The organism is Spartinivicinus poritis (genome assembly GCF_028858535.1).
Lineage (GTDB): Bacteria > Pseudomonadota > Gammaproteobacteria > Pseudomonadales > Zooshikellaceae > Spartinivicinus > Spartinivicinus poritis.
Genome location: NZ_JAPMOU010000002.1, coordinates 71,215 through 92,142 on the forward strand (window position 1 = coordinate 71,215; position 20,928 = coordinate 92,142).

Consider the following 20,928-nt stretch of genomic DNA (forward strand, 5'->3'; position numbering starts at 1 on the left):
TATCGCCTTGTTACAAACAGGGGCGCGCTGTTTAGAGGGCTTCTCATGCAAGTAGAACAACTGGAAATCGTTAATTTTTTGGCTAAGCATCCACCATTTGATGAGCTACCGAGTGAGGCGCTTAAGCAGCTGGCTCAACAAACGGAAATTGCCTATTACCGGGCGGGCACTGACATTCTGGTTTATGGTGACTCGATCCAGGATTTATTTGTTATTCGCAGTGGTGCAGTGGAAATTTATCGGCGTACTGGAGAGCTATATAACCGTTTGGCAGAGGGGGATGTGTTCGGCCAGATGGGGTTGATGATGAATCGTCGAGTTCGCTTTCCTGCCAAAGCCCTCGAAGATACCTTGGTTTATTGCATCCCTGCTGAGCAGTTCAGTGAATATAACGACCGCTTTGAAACCTTTGCTGATTTTTTTGAAGCAGAGGGCGGTGAGCTATTGCGTCGTACTCTGTCCAGCCAGGCAGATAACAATGATCTGACTACAGTAAAAATAAAATCGCTGCTAACCCGCGAAGCGGTGACTGCCCCTCGGCAAACCTCTGTTCGTGAAGCAGCATTGACCATGACGGAAGAGGGGGTGTCATCGTTATTAATTACCGATCCAGAAATGACGGTTAATGAAGATGAAGACAGTGGCCAGCTAATTGGAATTATTACCGATCGGGATTTACGCGAGCGAGTATTGGCGGCTGATATTTCCCGTGATACCCCGGTGGGAGACGTAATGACCACTGATGTAGCAGTGATTGATGACAATGCTTATGTGTTTGAAGCCATGCTGGCGATGCTGCGAGGTAATGTCCATCACCTGCCAGTGATGCGCCGCCATCATCCCATTGGAGTTGTGGCAATGTCTGATATTGTGCGTCATGAATCCCAAAGCAGTCTGTTATTAGTGCGGGGGATTTTCGCCCAGCAAACCGTGGATGACCTGAAAAGCTACGCTCAGCAGCTACCTGCGGTATTTGTAAGAATGGTCAATGAAGATGCTAACTCACATATGATTGGTAGTGCCATGGCTTGGATTGGTCGTAGTTTTAAACAGCGGCTACTGGAGCTTGCGGAAGAAAAGTTAGGGCCACCCCCAGTGCCTTATTGTTTTTTGGCACTGGGCTCAATGGCTCGTGATGAACAGCTGATAGTGACTGACCAGGATAATGCGATCATTCTGGATAATGGCTATGACCTTGAACAGCACAATGGTTATTTTGAGCAGCTGGCTAACTTTGTCTGTGATGGGTTGGCAGCGTGTGGCTATGCTTACTGCAGTGGCGAAATCATGGCATCTAATCCTCAATGGCGAATGACCTTAAGCCAGTGGAAAGAGCAGTTTGCCAACTGGATTGAAAACCCTGTCCCTGAAGCGCTGTTACACAGCTCGATTTTTTTTGATTTAGATGGGGTATGGGGAAAAACTAGCTGGGCCAAGCAGTTACAAACCTTTATTGCCAGGAAATCTCGCCAGAATCAGAAATTTCTTGCCTGCCTGGCGCGGAATGCGCTGAATCGAACACCCCCCTTAGGTTTTTTTAAAGGCTTTGTGATGGAACAGGATGGTCAGCATAAAAAGTCAATTAACCTAAAGCGCCGAGGCACTGCACCCTTATCAGATGTGATCCGTGTTCATGCTCTGGCAGTCGGCTCCCGAGCGCAAAATTCGTTTGAGCGGCTTGAGGATATTATTGAGGCCAGTATTCTCCCCCCTGGAAAAGGTCAGGATTTAAGCGATGCGTTGGAGTATATCGCTATGGTGCGGATTCGCCACCAAGCCGCGGATATTGAGCGAGGGGATGAGCCAGATAACAATATTGAGCCAGAAATGTTATCTACCTTTGAGCGACGTAATCTTAAAGAGGCCTTTCAGGTGCTGGATAAGGCCCAAAGCTTTTTGAAGTATCGCTATCATGCATCGAAAGCATTGAGGTAGAGGGGGTGTTGAGTGGCTGATTTAACATCTGCTTGGCAGGAGCGATACGCTCAGCTACAGGCCAGCAGTCAGGATGAGCGGTTGCAGCGTTTTTATGCGGCAGGCATGGTTGCTGGTAATACACCCATCAATAGTGTGCCACTGGTGGCGTTGGACTTTGAAACCACCGGGTTGGATGCTGAGCAGGATGATATTGTTAGTATTGGGCTGGTACCTTTCACCTTGCAGCGGATTTTTTGTCGGGATGCTGCTGAATGGATTGTTAAACCGGTGCAGCCTTTGGCAGAAGAGTCTGTCATTATCCATGGTATCACTCATTCTGAAGTTAACTCTGCACCTGACTTACAGCATTTTCTTGAGCAAGTACTGTTGGCATTGGCTGGTAAAGTCGTGGTGGTGCACTATCGACAGATAGAGTGTAATTTTTTTTCTAAAGCCCTGTTACGACGTATTGGGGAAAGCATCCAGTTTCCTGTCATTGATACATTAGAATTGGAGCAGCGAGCACTAAGGGCGCGGCAAGGGTTAGTGGGGCGTTTGTTACAAAAACCAATGGGCTCTGTAAGGTTGGCTGACTGTCGGAAACGCTATTCTTTACCTTACTATCATCCTCACCATGCTATGACTGATGCTTTAGCAACGGCGGAGTTACTGCAAGCACAAGTAGCGCATCATTATCGATCTGATACACCAGTAGCGCAGCTTTGGAATTAGTTTGAATAGAGACAGAGGCCATCACTAAAAAAACCGGCATTTGCCGGTTTTTTTAGTGATGGATGATAAGCGTTAATGCTTTTCTGTTCGCAACCCGATGACTAAGCTGACGCACATCAACAGTAATACAATAGTGAACGGTAAGCCGGTAGATATGGCCCCTGCCTGTAAGGCCTGAATGGCTTCTGTACCACCAATCCAGAGCAAGGCAGCAGCGATTGCCCCTTCAATAGAAGCCCAGAAAACTCGCTGAGGCACGGGGGCATCAATTTTTCCGCCTGCCGTGATGCTATCAATTACCAATGAGCCTGAGTCGGAGGAGGTAATAAAAAACACTAGCACCAATATAATAGCTGTTACTGAAAGTAGCGTACCCATGGGCAATTGCTCAAACATTTGGAACATGGCTAGCGGTACTTCAGTCAAACCTTTTTCGCCTAGTGCACCGACACCTGCCATCACTTGGTCAAGAGCAATACCACCGTACACCGACATCCAAAGTACTGTAACAGCTGTTGGTACGAGTAATACCGCTGCAATAAACTCACGAATGGTACGACCTTTTGATACACGAGCAATAAACATCCCTACAAATGGTGACCAGGAAATCCACCAAGCCCAATAGAACACAGTCCAACCTTGGAACCAGGCTTCATCTTCACGTCCGTGGGGGTTACTCAGAGGAATAATATTTTTCAGGTAAGCAGCAATGGTGGTTGGGATATTTCCCATGGCAACAGCAAGCGCTAAAAAAGTCACCAAGATCAATAGAGCAAAAGCAATCACCATATTGATGTTACTGAGTAGCTTAACCCCGCCTTCAATACCACGCATAACAGAGAGAATCGCTAGTGCGGTAACTACGGCAATCACTATAATTTGCATGCCAATACCGCCATCGATACCAAATACATGGTTGATACCACTGGCGGCTTGCTGGGCACCTAAGCCCAGTGATGTTGCTAAGCCAAACAAGGTGGCCAGTACCGCCAGTATATCAATGATGTGACCTGGCCAGCCCCAGGCTCGGTCACCCAATAGCGGATAAAAAATTGAACGAATAGAAAGGGGTAAGCCTTTATTGTAGGCAAAGAAGGCGAGCGACAAGGCAACAACACCATAAATAGCCCAGGGGTGTAAGCCCCAGTGATACATGGTGGCACCCATTGCGAGCTCAGCTGCTTCAGGGGTGTTAGCTTCGACACCAAGCGGAGTCTTATACCAGCCTGTGTAGTACGCGACTGGTTCTGCAACACTCCAGAACATCAGGCCAATACCCATTCCTGCAGCAAACAGCATGGCTAGCCAGGACAGAGTCGAGTATTGAGGCTTGGCATTGGCGCCACCTATTCGGATTTTGCCATAAGGTGATAAAAGTAAGATCAGGCAGAAAATAACAAAAATATTGCCAGACCAGATAAAGAGAGCGTCAAAGGTTCCTATAATATCCCACTTTAGCCCATCCAATGCTGACTTGGCGGTGGCTGGTTCTACGAGTAATACTGCAACCAGGAATATCAGAATCAACCCTGCACTGATACCAAAAACCGGGTTGTGGACATCAAATCCCCACTTCTGGACATTATCCTGACCAACGGTGTAGTCAGTATTTTCTATACTATATTTATCGTGATGTTTTTCCATACAGCTCCCCGATTTGAGTATAAACCTTTATAACTCTAACATTTTGAACTCAAAGAATAAAATCCTGCAATTCTTACCTATTTAGCATATGCTGGAAAATATTCGTTGTATGCCATGTTAAGTCGAGGCTGTCGCATTATTATTTTAGTGGCAAATACAGTGTTTTGGTGGTAGTAAGGCAAAAAACGATGTGACATACGCGTAAACCTGCTTGGTGCATTTTTTAATCACCCCCAGCGACGCCGGATGAATAACGTATTTATTAAGCCTTGTCATTGTACACATTGAAATTCCATTTAATGTAGTTTTGCCTTGCTTTTCACTATGCATTGCTAAATGCGACATTCTCTTTTCTTTTTTTGCTTTTACTTTTGTTTATTAATAGTAAGCATTATTAGCATTAAACACTATAGGTGTTGCTTAATACTATGAAAACCTATTATCCATAGAATCCTACTAATGTGCCAGGCTTTATTAAATAATGTTATTCACTTTGAGACGTGAGAGGAACATTTATAATTGATTTGTTGTTGATGGGGGTTATTGATGAAGGGTATTTTCAGAAGTTAATTAGGAACAGCATTTTAAGCTTTTAAATAAACTAAGCCTTCAAAAAAACTATACGCCTGAAACGTTACATGAATTGTCCAGATTAAGATTAAATTTGTTGTTAAGAAATAAACTCTCTAAGTATGTCTATGCTTAGACAAACAAGGCTTCAGCTGGGCCAAGCTTCACTCGGTATTCTCTGGAAAATACCGGCGAGAACAGCACTGAGTGGTTATACTTGCTATACATATGACGTTATCAGACAGGAATTTTTCCAATGAGATGTATACTTCCGGCGTTCCTGCTATGTCTGTTATCTGTACAGTCGATGGCAGCTACCACATTTACTTACAGGGCTCCAGAAAGTGGTAAAGATGCACGATATAACTATGATACATCTGTACTGGAGTTGGCACTGAAAAAAACCCGTGAAGCATATGGTGATTATGTTCTAAAACCTAGTCCAGTAATGAACTTTGCGAGGGCGATTCGTTCGGCAGAGCAAAATCAGTATGAAAACTTCTTTTTCAAACAGTCATACGATAGCGCCTTGGAACAAAAAGAACTTGTTTATGTTCCCTTTCCGATTGACCTTGGAATAGTGGGGTATCGAGTCTGCTTTCTCTCTAAAAAAATAAAAGAAAGGGTAGCGAGTGCAAAGTCTTTTGCTGAGTTAAGCCAATTTACTCATGGCCAGGGGGTCGGTTGGGCAGATACCAGAATTCTTGAAAATAGCGGCATGAAAGTGACCAGTGTGCATAATTATGAGAGTCTGTTTCACTTGGTTGCTGCTAATCGGTTTGATCTTTTTTGTCGCGGAGCCAATGAATTATATGAAGAATATAATGCATACAAACATATTAAGAATCTTTCTTATGATACTTCTATGTCGATTGCTTATCCGCTGCCGCGTTTTTTTTATACCCATAAATCAAATACAGCTGCCATTGAGCGTGTCTATAAAGGACTTAGGATGGCCTATAAAGATGGTTCTTTAAAATTGCTTTGGTTAAAGTCCTATAAACAAAGTATTGATTTCGTTGAACTGAGTAAACGACAAATTTACTGGATTGAAAACCCTAACTTAAAAGGGTTGGAATCAGATGAATATCGTCAGTATTTTTATGATCCATTTAAGGAAAACTAATGGTTAGATAGGGATATTAAGTCAGCCAGTTATTAAGTCAGATAATATTATGTTGGCATCTAAGCATAAAAGCACTCATCGGTCGTTAGCAAAAAGTACGTTAACTCACATATTATTGATAAGTTCAATAATTACTCTGGTTATTGTTTGCACACAAATTTACTCTGACTATCACGCTGATTTGAGCGTAATTGATGAACGATTGAATAATATAGAAAGAAGTTATTTAACTCCCATTGCCAAACAAGCATGGGATTATAATTTTGAAGCCCTTTCCGTCACCATTGATGGCATTGGTAAATTGCCAGATGTGGCATCTGTTAGCTTTGTTAATATTGAAAATAAAGCATTTGTTACAAATAAACGGGAAGATATAAAGTACCCTCGTGAACGAGTTTATCCCGTTAATTATATGGCCGGTGATCGTCCTGTCAAGGTTGGTCAGTTAACAGTAGTGGTCGAGTTAGCTAATGTGTATGAACGGCTAATTGATAAGTCTATCCTTATTGCTTTTTCTCAAGCAATAAAAACCTTTTTAGTGTCTGTGTTTATTTTGTATTTTATTTATAGATTAATAGTATCGAGAATAAATAAAGCAAAAGACTTTGCTGATGCTTTTTCATTAGATAACCTTGATACGGATGAAGAACCTGAATTTGATAGTAAAGACATCAAAAGTAATGATGAGCTGTCTCAATTACTTAGAGCGATGGAAAAGATGAAAAAGCAGCTCAAGGAAGAAATAATGAAAAGAGAAAGAGATCAGCAAAAGCTATTTGAGCAAGCTAATTATGACTCGCTAACCAGGCTGGTTAATCGAAAATGTGCCTTCGATCGGTTGGAACTGCTATTAATACATGCTAAACGATATGATCAAGCGTTAGCTGTTATCTATTTAGACATAGACCACTTTAAGGATATCAATGACTCACTCGGCCATGATGCGGGTGATGAGCTACTGAAGGTATCAGCAGAACGCCTACGCAATACAGTGAGAAAAGGTGATATTGCCTGTCGATTAGGGGGGGATGAGTTTCTGCTGATTTTAACAAATTTAAATACACCGAATTCAGTCGAAATTGTTATTGAAAAGCTAGAAAACAGTTTTTCTAAATCGATGCACATATTAAAACACAACCTTTATGTGACACTCAGTATTGGTATTTCTATTTTTCCAGCTGATGGAGAAACGATGGGGCAGCTTATAAAGAATGCGGATACTGCTTTGTACAGTGCAAAAAAAGCAGGAAGAAATTGCCACCGGTATTTTGAGCCACAAATGAACAAGTGGGCTGAAAAACGCTTGGAAATTAGCTCCAGATTACGTAAAGCAATATCTGAAAATGAGTTTACCATTTATTGCCAACCGTTATTAAACATTAAAACCGGAAAAGTGGTGGGGGCTGAGGCACTTATCAGATGGTTTAATAAGGAAGATGGAGTAACCCCCCCTGATAACTTTATACCCTTATCGGAGGAAAATGGTCTTATTGTAGCGATTGGTGATCAAGTAGCAGAGTTAGTGCTTGCTACAGCGGTTAAATGGGAAATGACCTGGGGTAACTCATTTCGAATGGCAATCAATGTCTCTGCTCGGGAATTACGAGAGGCTAACTTTGTAGACCGTATTTCCAAGCAAATAAAAAAATATAATATTAGAAAGTCATCAATTGAAATAGAAGTAACAGAGCGTTTGCTACTGGATAAAAGCGATAAATCGGTAGAAAACTTATTAAAATTATCATCGTTTGGTATTAGACTGTCATTGGATGATTTCGGCACAGGCTACTCATCTTTAAGCTATTTACAAAAATACCCGTTTAGTACGTTAAAGCTGGATCGCTCTTTTTTGAAGAAAGTACCTCATGACAGAAAAAGTGCAGCACTCTCATCGGCTATTATTCATTTGGCACATAGTTTAGGGTTTGAGGTAATAGCGGAAGGTGTTGAAACAGAAGAACAGTATCGATTTCTTGAGCGGGAAGGGTGTGATATTGTTCAAGGTTTTTTTATTGCAAAACCGATGAGTATCCAGGATTTTGAGCATTGGATGGATCAGTGCAATGGTACCGTTGGCTTTGATGTTGACACCCTTCAGCCGGCTAAACAGATCAATGTGTAAACTAACGCTTTACAGCAAAGCAAAACAGTTGCACACTAAACAGATACATACTGCTAAACAGGAGGAGGTGACATGATGGTTATGAGTTTGATTACTGATATTGTGTTAACAAGGAAAAACACTATTGCGCTAGGGGATTGGTCTTTATAGTTTGTAGATGAATACTGTTTAAACTGACGGTAAGCAAGCAGTAATAATACTTTTCTGTCCCCTTTCTTTACTACTTGTATAGTTCTTTAGGCATATAGCTCTTATACGAGTACTTCGCTATTCTGGTGTTTTTCCTGTTCAAAAACGGCTTCTTAATTTCGTGGCATTGTATGCTGTTAATGCATCGATGCAGTGTTTTTTTGCGACAGGAGAAAGTGTCGTGCAATTGGACAGATTACGTCGTTTTGGTTGGAAATCATTCTTCATGCAGCAGTTATCGCTGGTAGAGTGGGATAATTTTATTCCCGCTCGAATATCCAATATTCAACGTGACCGTATTTTCGTTGAAACTGAGCGGGGCAAACAGCTGTTGCGAGTAGGCAAGCAGGACTGCCCAATGAGTGCCTGGTTAGCGGTTGGTGACTGGGTTATTGCTGAAGAAAAAGAGGATTGTCTTTGGCTAACGCGCTTGTTAGACAGGAGTAGTTTATTACGTCGACAGGCTGCAGGGCAACAAACCAGGGAACAGTTATTAGCGGCGAATGTTGACACCATGTTGTTAGTGACTTCGCTTAATCAAGACTATAACCTGCATCGTTTACAGCGATATATTATGGTTGCGCATGATGCAGGGCTTGAGCCAGTGGCTGTGTTTACCAAGGCAGACTTAGTTGACAACCCTGAAAACTGGGTGGCTGATGTTGGCCATGAATTGAAGCTAAATGCTGTGGCAGTGAATGGCCTGGATTCGCAAGACGTGAGTAGTAAATTGGCTCCTTGGTTAGTACCTGGTGAAACATTGGTATTAATAGGTTCTTCAGGAGTTGGTAAATCCACCCTGATTAATGCAACTTTAGGTCAACAGGTGCTTGATACTGGGGGCATTCGTGAGAATGATGCTAAAGGACGTCATACAACAACAGGTCGATATCTACTGCATACTGAAACTGGTGTGAATATTATTGATACGCCTGGAATGCGGGAAGTTCAATTATGGTTAGAGGAAGGACAGTTAGCCGAAGTGTTTGACGATATTTTACAACTGGCTGATCAGTGTTATTTCAGAAATTGTCAGCATGGAGAAGAACCAGGATGTAAAATACAGTCTGCGCTTGAGACTGGCCTGCTAAGTCTTGATCGTTGGCAGCATTATTTGAAATTACAAAAGGAGGAAGCGCATCATTTAAGACAAGCGCAGGGTATTGCAGCACAGCGGCAGTATGTTAAGACGTTTGCAAAAATGGTGAAATCCAGCCAAACAGAAAAGCAGCAGTTTAAAAATGGAAAAGTGAAGGTGCGTTAAAAAGTAGGGTATGAAACCACCAGTATTCCTCTACCAATTAGAGATGCCCTAAAGCTGAGGAATACTGGCTGTGTTGTTAGCTGGTAGGTGATCCTTGGGCAATCCAGCGAGCAATTAACTCGCTTTCTGTTTTGGTCATTCCGATTTTATTCATAAAAGGCATGTCAGTAGCATCGTTTTCTAGTTTTTACTATTTTCCCTTTATTTTAATGACTTTCTTGTGTCTATTTTATGGTGGCATTTTACAGCTACATTTGAGGGTTATCAATAAAATACCACAACCTTGCACAAGCTTTCATGCAACCTTCCATAGTGTTTCGGCAATATAATGCTTTATTGTGGTGCTAATCAAGCTTGATTTTGAAGGTTTAATGACAGGCACTTATATTTGATATTTAAATGCGCGGGTTTCTGCTGGTTATGTTGTAAATAACTATGTACAACGCTTTAATTTTCAATCATTAGTTAAATATAAAATTCCATTGAATGGGAATGAGGCAAAGTATAAGGAACTCGTCTATGGTAATAGTGGCTTTATTGAAACTAAAAATAAGTAGTGTCTTTGTAATGTCAAAAAACCACAATTATTAAATGACAGCAGGGGTTGGATTTTCCAGCCTCTGTTAAGCTTGATGCTTGGAAAATAATAACATGCTCATACGTCACTTGCTATTACCTCTAGGGAGGTTTATTAAGGGAAAGCTACATCTTGCTAGTAAAATGATAGTGGTAGTCGCTGTTACTATGGTGGTAGCATTAATTATTGGAAAAACTTATCAGCACTGGGATGATGATCCTGAGCGGGGAGCCGTTGCTGTTGGTAATGGCGCATTTGGTGAAAATTATACAACACCTACTTACCTTGAGCAGGGGTGGTCAGAAGCAGATAGCCTGTGGTTTTATAATACGACTCAAGGCTCAGGCTTATTGCCTTATGATTTCTTTTTAAAGTTAGAGCAGGTTGACTCACCGGCATTATTTCGTGATACCAGTAATATTGATAAGTTTCGTTATTTACCACAAAAATCTACCTTTTTTAACCCAGACGGACTGCCTGTTGGTTTTGTTAAAGATACTTATCAAGGCCACGACTATATGGGATTTACGTGCGCTGCTTGCCATACGGGTCAGGTGAATTATCAGGGTAAGGCCATTCGGATTGATGGCGGCCCTGCAATGGCTGATATGGTGGGGTTTCTTACTGCACTGCAAAAAGCAATGGAAGCAACGTTGGATGATCCGAATAAATTTGAACGCTTTGCCAGCAATGTCATTGACCTGAATAATAATTACACTAATAGACAACAGGTTAAGCAAGACTTACACAGGTGGAACGACAATATTCAACTATATAATGTTTTAAATTATAGCCATGTTAAGTATGGTTATGCTCGGTTAGATGCTTTTGGACGAATTTATAACCGGGTGTTACAGCATGTACAGAATAAATCCCAGGTTAGGGATGTACTAACCCTGTTAAAACGGCCTTCTCATCGGCAATTTCTGACCAAAGAAGAAATAGATAAAGTATTAGATGGCATTAACGAAACCATTATTGATGATGAACAGTTTGCAACCATTATTCGTCGACTAGCGTCAAAAGAACCGGGTTATCCTGCTTTGAGTTTCAGAGATTTGTTGCGTGTACGTAATGCACTTTTTAATGAGCCAAATGCACCAGTGAGTTATCCTTTTTTATGGGATATTCCCCAGTCTGATTTTGTTCAATGGAATGGTTTGGCAAGTAATGTGGGGTTAGGTCCATTAGGCCGTAATGCTGGTGAAGTAATAGGGGTTTTTGGGATTTTAGACTGGCAGGAAAAAGAGCCTAGTTTTAGTTTGGCTGCGTGGCTTTCTGGGCAAAGTAATAAAAAGAAACAAGTCGAATTTAACTCATCCATTGATTTAACCAACTTGAAACGATTAGAAAACCAGTTAAGAAGTTTGCAATCTCCTAAGTGGCCAGAACCTATATTCGGCAAGCTTGATCCACAAAAAGTGGAAAAAGGACGGTTGATTTATGCTCAGTATTGTCAAAGTTGCCATGAAATCATTGATCGAGCTGCCTGGGATCGCTTAATGGTGGCTAAAATGTCCAGTATTGATTTGGTTGGTACTGACATCGCGATGGCGAGTAACAGTGTTAATTATGTTGGCAATGCGGGTAATTTTAAACATATCTATCAGGGTACAGATGTCGGGGATGTGATCGTTGCCCAAACGGCACCTGTTGTGCAAATTCTAACAGCCGTCACCACGGGTGTGGTTGCAACACCAGACCCAGATAAGATTTTCTTGCGGCGCTGGCTAGACTGGCTATATACACTGGGTATGTCATTTTTTGATAATACTATAAAAGCGAGTGTTAAAGCAGGTAACTATCAGCCAGATACAACAGCGAAACCTTATCAGTCACTATTATCGTATAAAGCGCGCTCATTGAATGGTATTTGGGCAACAGCCCCTTATTTACATAATGGCTCGGTTCCTAGCCTGTATGATTTATTATTACCAAAAAAACAACAGGGTGACCCTGAAGATGGGAAATATCGACCCGATACTTTCATGGTAGGTAGTCGAGAGTTTGACCCGAAAAAAGTCGGCTTTAAATACACTGGATATCCAGGCACTGAGTTTAAAACGTTTATAGCAGGAAACAATAATAGTGGTCATGAATATGCGGCTGGGAGAACTCCTCAGATGGATGGAACGGAATTACCTCCATTAACTGAGGAACAACGGTGGCAGCTAGTCGAATATCTTAAGAGCTTATAAAGGTTATATCGCTTGTAATGGGCAAGTCAACATCCCCCGTAAACCTAAGTTGGGTTGCCATGCAGGAGTCGTATCTACCAGTTGCCAATGGTGTAGCCTTTTCTTTAGCAGTGAAAAGGCGATCTTAGCTTCAAGTCGTGATAAGGCGGCGCCAGGACAAAGGTGGATTCCATGCCCAAAGGCAATATGGGCATTGTCTGATCGAGTAATAGTAAACTGGTTAGGATGCTGAAAAATAGCGGGATCGCGATTGGCTGCACTGAGTATGAGTAAAATGCGATGGTTCGCTCTAATTTGAATATCTCCTAGCGTGATGGGTTGAGTTGATACTCGACCAATTCGTTGAAAAGGGCTTTCAAAACGTAAACACTCTTCAACAGCAGTGCTTAAATGATTATCCAGTTTATCAAGCTGTTCTGGGTGCTGCTTTAGTGTCAACCAGCCATTACCAATTAAGTTCGTTGTGGTTTCATGTCCTCCAAATACCAATAATATAGCATTGGCGATAAGGCTAGCATCATCAAGTGTGCTTTGTGACTGTTGAACTTCTATTAATTTACTCATGAAATTATCGGCTGGATGATGCCGGTAGTAGTGCAATAAGTGACTAAAATTTGAATATCTCCTAGCGTGATGGGTTGAGTTGATACTCGACCAATTCGTTGAAAAGGGCTTTCAAAACGTAAACACTCTTCAACAGCAGTGCTTAAATGATTATCCAGTTTATCAAGCTGTTCTGGGTGCTGCTTTAGTGTCAACCAGCCATTACCAATTAAGTTCGTTGTGGTTTCATGTCCTCCAAATACCAATAATATAGCATTGGCGATAAGGCTAGCATCATCAAGTGTGCTTTGTGACTGTTGAACTTCTATTAATTTACTCATGAAATTATCGGCTGGATGATGCCGGTAGTAGTGCAATAAGTGACTAAAATAATCATTCATCGCAAGCACTGTATCGGAAGCTTTTGCCACAATATTTATCTTGGTACTATCACTTAAGAATAAGGCAAGGTCATCAGACCAGGCTTTAATTTTATCAATATCAGTAACGGGTACGCCTAATAGCTTTGAAATAATGATTGCCGGTAATGGGTAAGCAAAGTCTTTGATCAGATCACACTGTTTTTTTTCAATAAATAAGTCAATTAATTGATTAGCAACGGTCTCGATGGTTGTCGTCATTTCATTCATGACTTTATTGGATAATGAACGAACCATTAGTTTGCGTATAGGTGTGTGTTGAGGGGGATCATTAAAGATGGCCATTAATGAAAAAGATCGGGTTAAGGGTGATATCTGTGCCTGCTCTTCAGCTGATAAGTTGGCAACTAAGGCCGCTGACCGGTCAGACGAAGCATGAGGGTGTTTAAATAGTGTTTTAATATCCTTATGTTGAAAAACATAATAAAACCCATATTTAGGGCATTGATAAATAGGTTGAGTTGCGAGTAGTTCTTGATACGTTGGATAAGGGTTACAGATAAAATCATAAGAGTGCAAATCAAACTTTCTTTGCTCATAGCATTGAGTGGCCATTTAGTTATTGACTCCTTTTAATTTACATTGCGACTCTATACCTTAGCAAGGTTACCAGGCATTATGATATATAGTCTGCTTGAAATAGCTTTATATTAAAAATAATGAGTGATAACTAACTGTATTTGGTGGCTAAGGAGATAAAATAATGGCCTTTGAAAATAAAGAAAAAGCCAAGGCATACTGGAAAGAGAATATTCACTTAATGCTGATATTGTTGACGGTATGGTTTGGGGTGTCTTTTGGTTGCGGTATTTTATTTGTAGAGGCGTTGAACGCGATTCAAATAGGTGGATTTAAATTGGGCTTTTGGTTTTCTCAGCAGGGAGCAATCTACGTCTTCATTGGGTTAATTTTTGTTTATGTAGGAAAAATGAACAAACTTGATCGTAAATATAATGTACAAGAAGACTAGAGATGGCTATGGATATTCAAACGCTAACCTTTTTGTTTGTGGGTATTTCCTTTGCACTTTATATTGGCATTGCCATTTGGGCCAAGGCTGGATCAACAAGTGATTTTTATATTGCTGGCGGGGGTGTTCATCCTGTTGCAAATGGAATGGCTACTGCAGCTGATTGGATGTCAGCCGCTTCATTTATTTCGATGGCAGGGCTTATTTCGTTTATGGGGTATGATGGTACGGTTTATTTAATGGGGTGGACGGGGGGATATGTACTGCTAGCTTTGTGTTTAGCACCTTACTTACGCAAATTCAGTAAATTTACTGTTCCCGACTTTATTGGTGACCGTTACTATTCTCAAGCAGCACGAACAGTGGCTGTTATCTGTGCAATATTTATTTCCTTTACCTATATTGCAGGCCAAATGCGTGGGGTAGGTGTTGTATTTTCTCGCTTTTTAGAAGTCGATATTGTCAGTGGTGTGTTTATTGGTATGGCTGTGGTATTTTTCTATGCTATTTTAGGCGGCATGAAAGGTATTACCTATACACAAGTGGCCCAATATTGTGTGCTGATATTTGCTTATCTGGTGCCTGCTGTATTTATATCGATTTTAATGACGAATAATCCTATTCCTCAACTGGGTTTTGGTGGTATGTTGGCTGACGGCTCTGGTGTTTATTTACTCGATAAGCTCGATGGGTTGTCTATGGAACTTGGATTCTCAGAATATACCCAGGGTAATAAAAGCATGATTGATGTGTTTTTTATTACCGCTGCACTCATGGTCGGTACGGCTGGCTTACCACATGTTATTGTTCGCTTTTTTACGGTACCTAAAGTACGTGATGCGAGAAAATCTGCCGGCTGGGCGTTATTATTTATCGCTCTTTTGTATACCACTGCACCTGCTGTTGCGACCTTTGCCAGAGTGAATATGATTAGTACCATTAATGGGCCTGATGGGCAGGGTACTTTATACGAAGATTCCCCAAGCTGGGTTGAAAATTGGCAGCAAACTGGTTTAATCACTTGGACCGATAAGAATGCAGATGGTCGTATGTTCTACTCAGGTGACGAACGTAATGAAATGTCAATTGACCGTGATATTATGGTTCTGGCGAATCCTGAAATTGCTAATTTACCTGCGTGGGTCATTGCACTAGTAGCCGCGGGTGCAATAGCAGCAGCACTATCCACATCAGCAGGTTTGTTATTGGTGATATCGACATCAGTTTCCCATGATTTATTGAAAAGAAATTTAATGCCAGGGATTAGTGATAAACAAGAATTGCGCTACGCAAGGATAGCGGCTGCTATAGCTATAGGAATTGCTGGTTATTTAGGTATTAATCCCCCTGGCTTTGTTGCTCAAGTTGTTGCGTTTGCTTTTGGGTTAGCTGCTTCCTCTTTTTTCCCAGCGATTGTTATGGGAATCTTTTTTAAGAAGATGAATAAAGAAGGTGCTATCTGTGGTATGTTGACAGGGGTAATATTTACGGCAGTTTACATTGTTTATTTTAAGTTTTTAAACCCTGCAGCGAATACGGCTGACCATTGGTTATTGGGTATTTCACCTGAAGGAATAGGCACCCTAGGGATGTTACTGAACTTTTCAGTGGCTTTAATCGTTAATCGACTGACTCACGATTCGCCAAAATATGTTCAAGATATGGTTGAAAGTATTCGTTTTCCTAAGGCGGTTAGCCCAGCTATTTCATCAAATCACAGAGAAAATCCATATAGTCCAGGGATATAAGGGCTTTTAGCAATTTTATTTGTGATCGTTACAATAATAAAAAAATAAATGGCTGGTTAAAACAGCCTTACTATAAAAAAGGAAAGGAATTGCCTGATGATAAACACTGGCTTTTTAACAATGATATCCGTTGTTTTAACATTTACCAACACAGCCTATGTATCAGCCTCTAAGCGATATAATGAGCCGATTAAACCTATACCAATTGATAAGGAGTATGACAAACAGAAAGTTGAGTTAGGGAAGAAATTGTTTTTTGATCCAAGGCTTTCGAAGTCGGGCTGGTTGAGTTGCAATTCATGCCATAATTTAGCGATGGGAGGTGATGATAACTTACCTAGTTCCATTGGTCATCAATGGCAGCTTGGCCCAATTAATTCGCCCACGGTACTGAATGCTAAATTCAACCTTGCTCAGTTTTGGGATGGACGAGCAAAAGACTTACAAGAACAGGCGGCTGGCCCTATTGCTAACCCTGGTGAGATGGCTTCTAGTCATCAATTGGCGGTAGCAACATTACAGTCTATCCCAAATTATCGGAGCCTATTTGAGCAAGCTTATGGTGTAACAAAAATAACCATTAATGAAGTAACGGATGCCATTGCTAAATTTGAAGAAACCCTGGTTACGCCTGATTCTCGTTTTGATAAGTGGTTATTGGGTAATGAAAAAGCAATAACCCAGCTGGAAAAAGAAGGGTATGAGCTATTTAAAGCAAAAGGGTGTGTCAGTTGCCATAATGGCGTTGGGGTGGGAGGAAATACCTATCAGAAATTTGGTCTAGTCAAAACGTATCCGAAGGATGTAGAGAATTTAGGAAGATATAATGTTACAAAAAAAGAAGCAGATAAATATGTTTTTAAAGTGCCATTACTAAGAAATATCGAGTTAACAGCCCCTTATTTTCATGATGGTAGTGTCTGGAGTTTACATGAAGCAGTAAATGTGATGGCTGAATACCAGTTAGGCGTAAAACTATCAACGCCTGAAACAGAAAAAATAGTGGCTTTTTTGAAAACCTTAACGGGCAAACAACCGCGAATAACCTATCCCGTATTGCCGCCAGAAAGTCCTGAAACCCCCAAACCCAATAGAAGTTAAATATATAAATTAAAGTCGCTACCGCAAGTCTCACAGCAGTAGACTTGCCCCCATGAGCCTATAAATGAGTAGCTGGCCTTTTGTTTATAAGCTGGCTGTCGTTTTTATTTTTTATTTTAGTTAATTCTTTAATTCGTTATAATATCTTTGTTGGTCAGTATTACGTTTTGGTTGTATTGGCGCTGTAGTTTTTATAGGTAAACTAAGAAAATAATGCAGTAAAAATGAAGAATAAAATTATCTAATATTTGCCTTTTAGGAAGACTTCTTTTCAAGGTAATAACTAAAAACTAATGTCTAAAAGCTATTTAATTTGACGATCGCACTTTGGTTTATCAACTGAAAGTCTTTTTTTGTCGTATTCTTGATTTAAAGCGTTGAAGAATGTTTGTCTAAAACCAAATAGGGCATTTCACCACTACAAAATTAGAACAGTTATTGGATAGTGTGGCTAGGCGCTTCAAATGAATAGCCTCTAATCATGGTTCGCCAGGTAGTGGTTTCAGGATGATTTCTATTCTGCATAAAAGAAGAAAGGCCGTCATGAAAAAAGGAATTTGCTCATCAATACTTAACTCGGTGGTCACTCGACTAACATTTCCAAATGGTTATCGCAGTAACGTTGTAGCACTTATCATACTGCTCTCGATGTTGGGGGGGACACTTTGGGGTTGGTATGCTTCTCGTCAGCAAGTCATGTTTAATGCTGCAGAACGCTTTGAGTTTAAAGTCATTGAGGCTGAATTTGCCATTCGCCAGCGTTTATATGCTTATGAGCAGATATTGCTTGGTGGTCTAGGTTTGTTTGCTGCCAGTAAGCTCGTTGAGCGACATGAATGGCGCAGCTATGTCGAAACATTGCAGATTAATCGACATTATCCTGGTATTCGAGGCGTGGGGTTTGCGCAGGTGATTTCTCCTGATCAGCTTGAAGTCCATACCCAAGCGATTCGAGCCGAAGGTTTTCCCAATTACCAAGTACATCCTGTGGGACTGCGGGAAACCTATACTGCTATTGTGTTTCTTGAGCCCTTTGACTGGCGGAATCAACGGGCATTTGGTTATGACATGTTTTCAGAGTCGACACGTCGTGCAGCGATGATACGGGCCCGAGATAGTGGTCAACCGGCGGTATCAGGAAGAGTAACGCTGGTGCAGGAAACCAACCAAGGCGTTCAACATGGTTTTTTAATGTACTTACCACTCTATCAACCTGGCAGTACCCCTCAGACCATTGCTGAACGGCAGGTAGCATTGCTTGGTTATGTTTATGCCCCATTTCGTATGAATGACCTGATCGAAGGTACGTTAGGTCACGAGAAGCTGCCCAATATTCGTCTGCAAATCTATGATAATGGGCAGTTAACACCGGACAAGTTAATGTACGACAGCGTGAAGGCGGAGCAAATAACATCAACGACAGCTCCTTTATTCGAGGTTAACCGACCTTTTGATTTTAATGGACGGCGGTGGTTGCTGCACTTTAGCTCACTACCTGTATTTGAGGGGAATATTAACAACCAGGAGTCTACTTTGGTGCTATTAAGTGGCACGTTGCTTAGCTTGTTATTTACTGCTGTGTTCTGGTTTTTGTCGCTAAACCGTCAGCGCGCAATCGCGTTGGCTGAAGCTAACCGTGGCTTGCACACAGAAATTGCTGAGCGTACCCGTTTACAAGCCAGCTTGGTTGAGGCTAAAGAGGCTGCTGAAAAGGCAAATCAGGCGAAAAGTGAATTTTTAACCAATGTTAGCCATGAGTTACGCACGCCACTGACATTGATTCTGGCGCCACTACAACAGTTAACAGATCATAAGCACCCCGTCACTGATTGGGCTATGCAAATTAGACGCATCCGACGCAATGCCTTGCGGCTACTCAACCGGGTCAATGATGTCCTTGATTTTTCCAAAGCAGAGGCAGGCAAATTTGAGTTACGACTGGAAGAGGTAGACCTTACCAAATTCATTCAAACCCTGGTGCAAGATGCGTTAGCGGCAGCCAACGATAAAGGCTGCACATTGACCTGGCAGCTGGATCCAGCAATAGACCATGCTTATATCGATCAGAGACACTTTGAAAAAATTGTTTTGAATTATGTCAGTAACGCGCTGAAGTTTACCCCAACAGGAGGCTATATACAGATTAAGACAAAACGACTGGATGACGCTCGCTTTGAATTTAGTGTGTCAGATTCCGGTATTGGCATTCCCAAAAATCAACAATCCTTATTGTTTCAGCGTTTTCAACAATTAGATAACTCCTCAACACGTCATCATAGTGGGACTGGCATTGGCCTGGCCTTAGTTAAACAATTAGCGGAATTAATGGGAGGAGAGGTTGGTGTTATCAGCGATGTTGGCCAAGGGGCAACATTCTATGTGCGCCTGCCGCTTGGTAATAAACAACACGCTCCTATCATCAACCATGAGCCTTCGGAGGCGCATCATGAATGGGATACTATGCTGCGTCAGGTACGTTTTCAGGAAGATGGTGACGTTTCACATAACCATGATACATCAGGTGTAGCGGCTACCGACCAATCGGTAACGATTCTGGTAACAGACGACAATAGAGACATGCGCACCTATATCGCTGAGCTGCTGGCGGGTCTTTATCAGGTAGTGACCGCTGCGGATGGATTAGAGGCTTGGGCTTTATTGGAGCGAAAGGCTGTTAACCTAGTGGTATCAGATGTCATGATGCCCAATTTAGATGGGTTTGGTCTCACTGCCCGAATCAAACAGTCTCCCCAGTTAGCTCACCTTCCCGTCATTCTTGTAACAGCCCGTGGGGGTGACCAGGCCTCAGCTGATGGATTAGACGCTGGGGCTGATGACTACATTGCCAAGCCTTTCTCTCCAGAAGAGTTACTGGCCCGCGTTAAGGCGGCATTGCGGATGGCTGATGTCCAACGTTCGCTACGTCAGGCAGAGCGCAATGCTGGGATTGCTATGATAGCAACGACTTTGCTTCATAACCTGGGAAACGTGCTCAATGGGATTACTGTATCTGCTTCAATTATTGCTGATAAGCTGTGCCAGTTGCATTTAGGTAATTTGCATGAAGTGGCAAAGCTACTTGAAAACGACAGACAACATTTGTCCTCTAAGGCTGAAAAGTTACCTGAGTATTTAACTCAGCTTGCAAGTCATATTGAGATTCAACAAGCAGCTATCCTGCAAGAGCTAGATAACTTAAAAAATACGACTAATCATGCAGTGCAAACCGTCAACCGACATTATGATTTTGATATTAACAGCACCCGCCTTATGATTGAAAATGTAGCTGTCGAAAGCCTGCTAGAAGGGGCTTTAGCGTTAGCAAAAAATGCCCATGACTTGAGTAAGATTAAAATACAGCACCATTATTATTATCAGGGCGCTGTATGTGTCGATCGAAATCTAATGTTACAAATATTAATCAACCTTTTAATCAATGCGCACCAAGCTATCTTAGAACAAGAGCCTCAAGCCCCTTGTATTCAGATTCGCTCCTCGCAGAAGGGAGAGCAGGTTTATTTAAGTATTACTGATAATGGTATCGGGATTGATCCCAAACACCTGAACCAGGTGTTTGATCAGGGCTTTACAACCAAGTTTAGCGGTCGGGGGGTGGGCTTGCATACAAGCGCTATCTGGGCCAGGCAAATGGGGTGTGAACTCATTGCTGAAAGTGATGGTCTTGGCCATGGCGCAACTTTTACTCTAGTTTATCCTTGGCATGCCAATCAAGCCGCTCAGGATACTAGCTTTCAAGAAGCGATCTCGCATAAAGCTAAAGGATAAT

Annotated in this window: 13 protein-coding genes; 10 read left to right on the top strand and 3 right to left on the bottom strand. The window is 41.7% G+C overall.

Features of this window, described 5'->3' with window-relative positions:
• Positions 1 to 45 precede the first annotated feature (45 nt).
• Both ORQ98_RS01915 and ORQ98_RS01920 read left to right on the top strand, forming a co-directional pair.
• A complete protein-coding gene (locus ORQ98_RS01915; protein ID WP_274687086.1) occupies positions 46 to 1,935 on the top strand; it encodes a DUF294 nucleotidyltransferase-like domain-containing protein in 1,890 nt (629 codons plus the stop codon).
• 12 nt (positions 1,936 to 1,947) lie between these two features.
• Positions 1,948 to 2,649 (top strand): 3'-5' exonuclease, encoded by a 702-nt coding sequence (locus ORQ98_RS01920; RefSeq protein WP_274687087.1) that lies wholly within the window; start codon positions 1,948 to 1,950, stop codon positions 2,647 to 2,649.
• Between the two features lie 72 nt (positions 2,650 to 2,721).
• Here ORQ98_RS01920 and ORQ98_RS01925 read toward each other — a convergent pair whose 3' ends face one another.
• Positions 2,722 to 4,293 (bottom strand): BCCT family transporter, encoded by a 1,572-nt coding sequence (locus tag ORQ98_RS01925; protein ID WP_274687088.1) that lies wholly within the window; start codon positions 4,291 to 4,293, stop codon positions 2,722 to 2,724.
• An 826-nt stretch (positions 4,294 to 5,119) separates the two neighbouring features.
• Here ORQ98_RS01925 and ORQ98_RS01930 point away from each other — a divergent pair.
• The 4 genes from ORQ98_RS01930 (at position 5,120) to ORQ98_RS01945 (ending at position 12,339) form a co-directional block, all read left to right on the top strand.
• The gene (locus ORQ98_RS01930; protein ID WP_274687089.1) at positions 5,120 to 5,989 is read left to right on the top strand and encodes a hypothetical protein; all 870 of its coding nucleotides are present in this window, start codon (positions 5,120 to 5,122) and stop codon (positions 5,987 to 5,989) included.
• 49 nt (positions 5,990 to 6,038) lie between these two features.
• Complete coding sequence (locus ORQ98_RS01935; RefSeq protein WP_274687090.1) at positions 6,039 to 8,111, top strand: bifunctional diguanylate cyclase/phosphodiesterase; 2,073 nt, start codon at positions 6,039 to 6,041, stop codon at positions 8,109 to 8,111.
• 370 nt (positions 8,112 to 8,481) lie between these two features.
• Positions 8,482 to 9,564, top strand: coding sequence for a ribosome small subunit-dependent GTPase A (rsgA, locus tag ORQ98_RS01940; protein WP_274687091.1), 1,083 nt, complete (start codon positions 8,482 to 8,484; stop codon positions 9,562 to 9,564).
• A 651-nt stretch (positions 9,565 to 10,215) separates the two neighbouring features.
• A complete protein-coding gene (locus ORQ98_RS01945; RefSeq protein WP_274687092.1) occupies positions 10,216 to 12,339 on the top strand; it encodes a di-heme-cytochrome C peroxidase in 2,124 nt (707 codons plus the stop codon).
• Between the two features lie 3 nt (positions 12,340 to 12,342).
• On the opposite strand, the gene ORQ98_RS01950 is transcribed toward ORQ98_RS01945, so the two are convergent.
• Together ORQ98_RS01950 and ORQ98_RS01955 are read right to left on the bottom strand one after the other, a co-directional pair.
• Entirely contained in the window at positions 12,343 to 12,903 is a 561-nt protein-coding gene (locus tag ORQ98_RS01950) for a cytochrome P450 (protein WP_274687093.1), read from the bottom strand.
• Positions 12,900 to 13,877, bottom strand: coding sequence for a cytochrome P450 (locus ORQ98_RS01955; protein ID WP_274687094.1), 978 nt, complete (start codon positions 13,875 to 13,877; stop codon positions 12,900 to 12,902). The genes ORQ98_RS01950 and ORQ98_RS01955 overlap by 4 nt, the downstream gene beginning before the upstream one ends.
• 148 nt (positions 13,878 to 14,025) lie before the next feature.
• On the opposite strand from ORQ98_RS01955, the gene ORQ98_RS01960 reads away from it, so the two are divergent.
• The 4 genes from ORQ98_RS01960 to ORQ98_RS01975 all read left to right on the top strand — a co-directional run bounded on the left by ORQ98_RS01960 (position 14,026) and on the right by ORQ98_RS01975 (position 20,927).
• Positions 14,026 to 14,292, top strand: a complete 267-nt coding sequence (locus ORQ98_RS01960; RefSeq protein ID WP_274687095.1) for a DUF4212 domain-containing protein — start codon at positions 14,026 to 14,028, stop codon at positions 14,290 to 14,292.
• Between the two features lie 8 nt (positions 14,293 to 14,300).
• Positions 14,301 to 16,040 (top strand): sodium:solute symporter family protein, encoded by a 1,740-nt coding sequence (locus ORQ98_RS01965; RefSeq protein WP_274687096.1) that lies wholly within the window; start codon positions 14,301 to 14,303, stop codon positions 16,038 to 16,040.
• 96 nt (positions 16,041 to 16,136) lie between these two features.
• Entirely contained in the window at positions 16,137 to 17,141 is a 1,005-nt protein-coding gene (locus tag ORQ98_RS01970; RefSeq protein WP_274687097.1) for a cytochrome-c peroxidase, read from the top strand.
• A 543-nt stretch (positions 17,142 to 17,684) separates the two neighbouring features.
• Entirely contained in the window at positions 17,685 to 20,927 is a 3,243-nt protein-coding gene (locus ORQ98_RS01975; RefSeq protein ID WP_274687098.1) for a CHASE domain-containing protein, read from the top strand.
• Position 20,928: the final 1 nt, after the last annotated feature.

Excerpts from the sequence above, each read along its gene's own strand:
- ORQ98_RS01915 (WP_274687086.1), top strand. The coding sequence starts at position 46 with ATGCAAGTAGAACAACTGGAAATCGTTAATTTTTTGGCTAAGCATCCA.
- ORQ98_RS01955 (WP_274687094.1), bottom strand. The coding sequence starts at position 13,877 with ATGGCCACTCAATGCTATGAGCAAAGAAAGTTTGATTTGCACTCTTAT.
- ORQ98_RS01925 (WP_274687088.1), bottom strand. The coding sequence starts at position 4,293 with ATGGAAAAACATCACGATAAATATAGTATAGAAAATACTGACTACACC.
- ORQ98_RS01950 (WP_274687093.1), bottom strand. The coding sequence starts at position 12,903 with ATGAGTAAATTAATAGAAGTTCAACAGTCACAAAGCACACTTGATGAT.
- ORQ98_RS01935 (WP_274687090.1), top strand. The coding sequence starts at position 6,039 with ATGTTGGCATCTAAGCATAAAAGCACTCATCGGTCGTTAGCAAAAAGT.
- ORQ98_RS01975 (WP_274687098.1), top strand. The coding sequence starts at position 17,685 with ATGAAAAAAGGAATTTGCTCATCAATACTTAACTCGGTGGTCACTCGA.
- ORQ98_RS01965 (WP_274687096.1), top strand. The coding sequence starts at position 14,301 with ATGGATATTCAAACGCTAACCTTTTTGTTTGTGGGTATTTCCTTTGCA.
- ORQ98_RS01970 (WP_274687097.1), top strand. The coding sequence starts at position 16,137 with ATGATAAACACTGGCTTTTTAACAATGATATCCGTTGTTTTAACATTT.
- ORQ98_RS01945 (WP_274687092.1), top strand. The coding sequence starts at position 10,216 with ATGCTCATACGTCACTTGCTATTACCTCTAGGGAGGTTTATTAAGGGA.
- ORQ98_RS01930 (WP_274687089.1), top strand. The coding sequence starts at position 5,120 with ATGAGATGTATACTTCCGGCGTTCCTGCTATGTCTGTTATCTGTACAG.
- ORQ98_RS01960 (WP_274687095.1), top strand. The coding sequence starts at position 14,026 with ATGGCCTTTGAAAATAAAGAAAAAGCCAAGGCATACTGGAAAGAGAAT.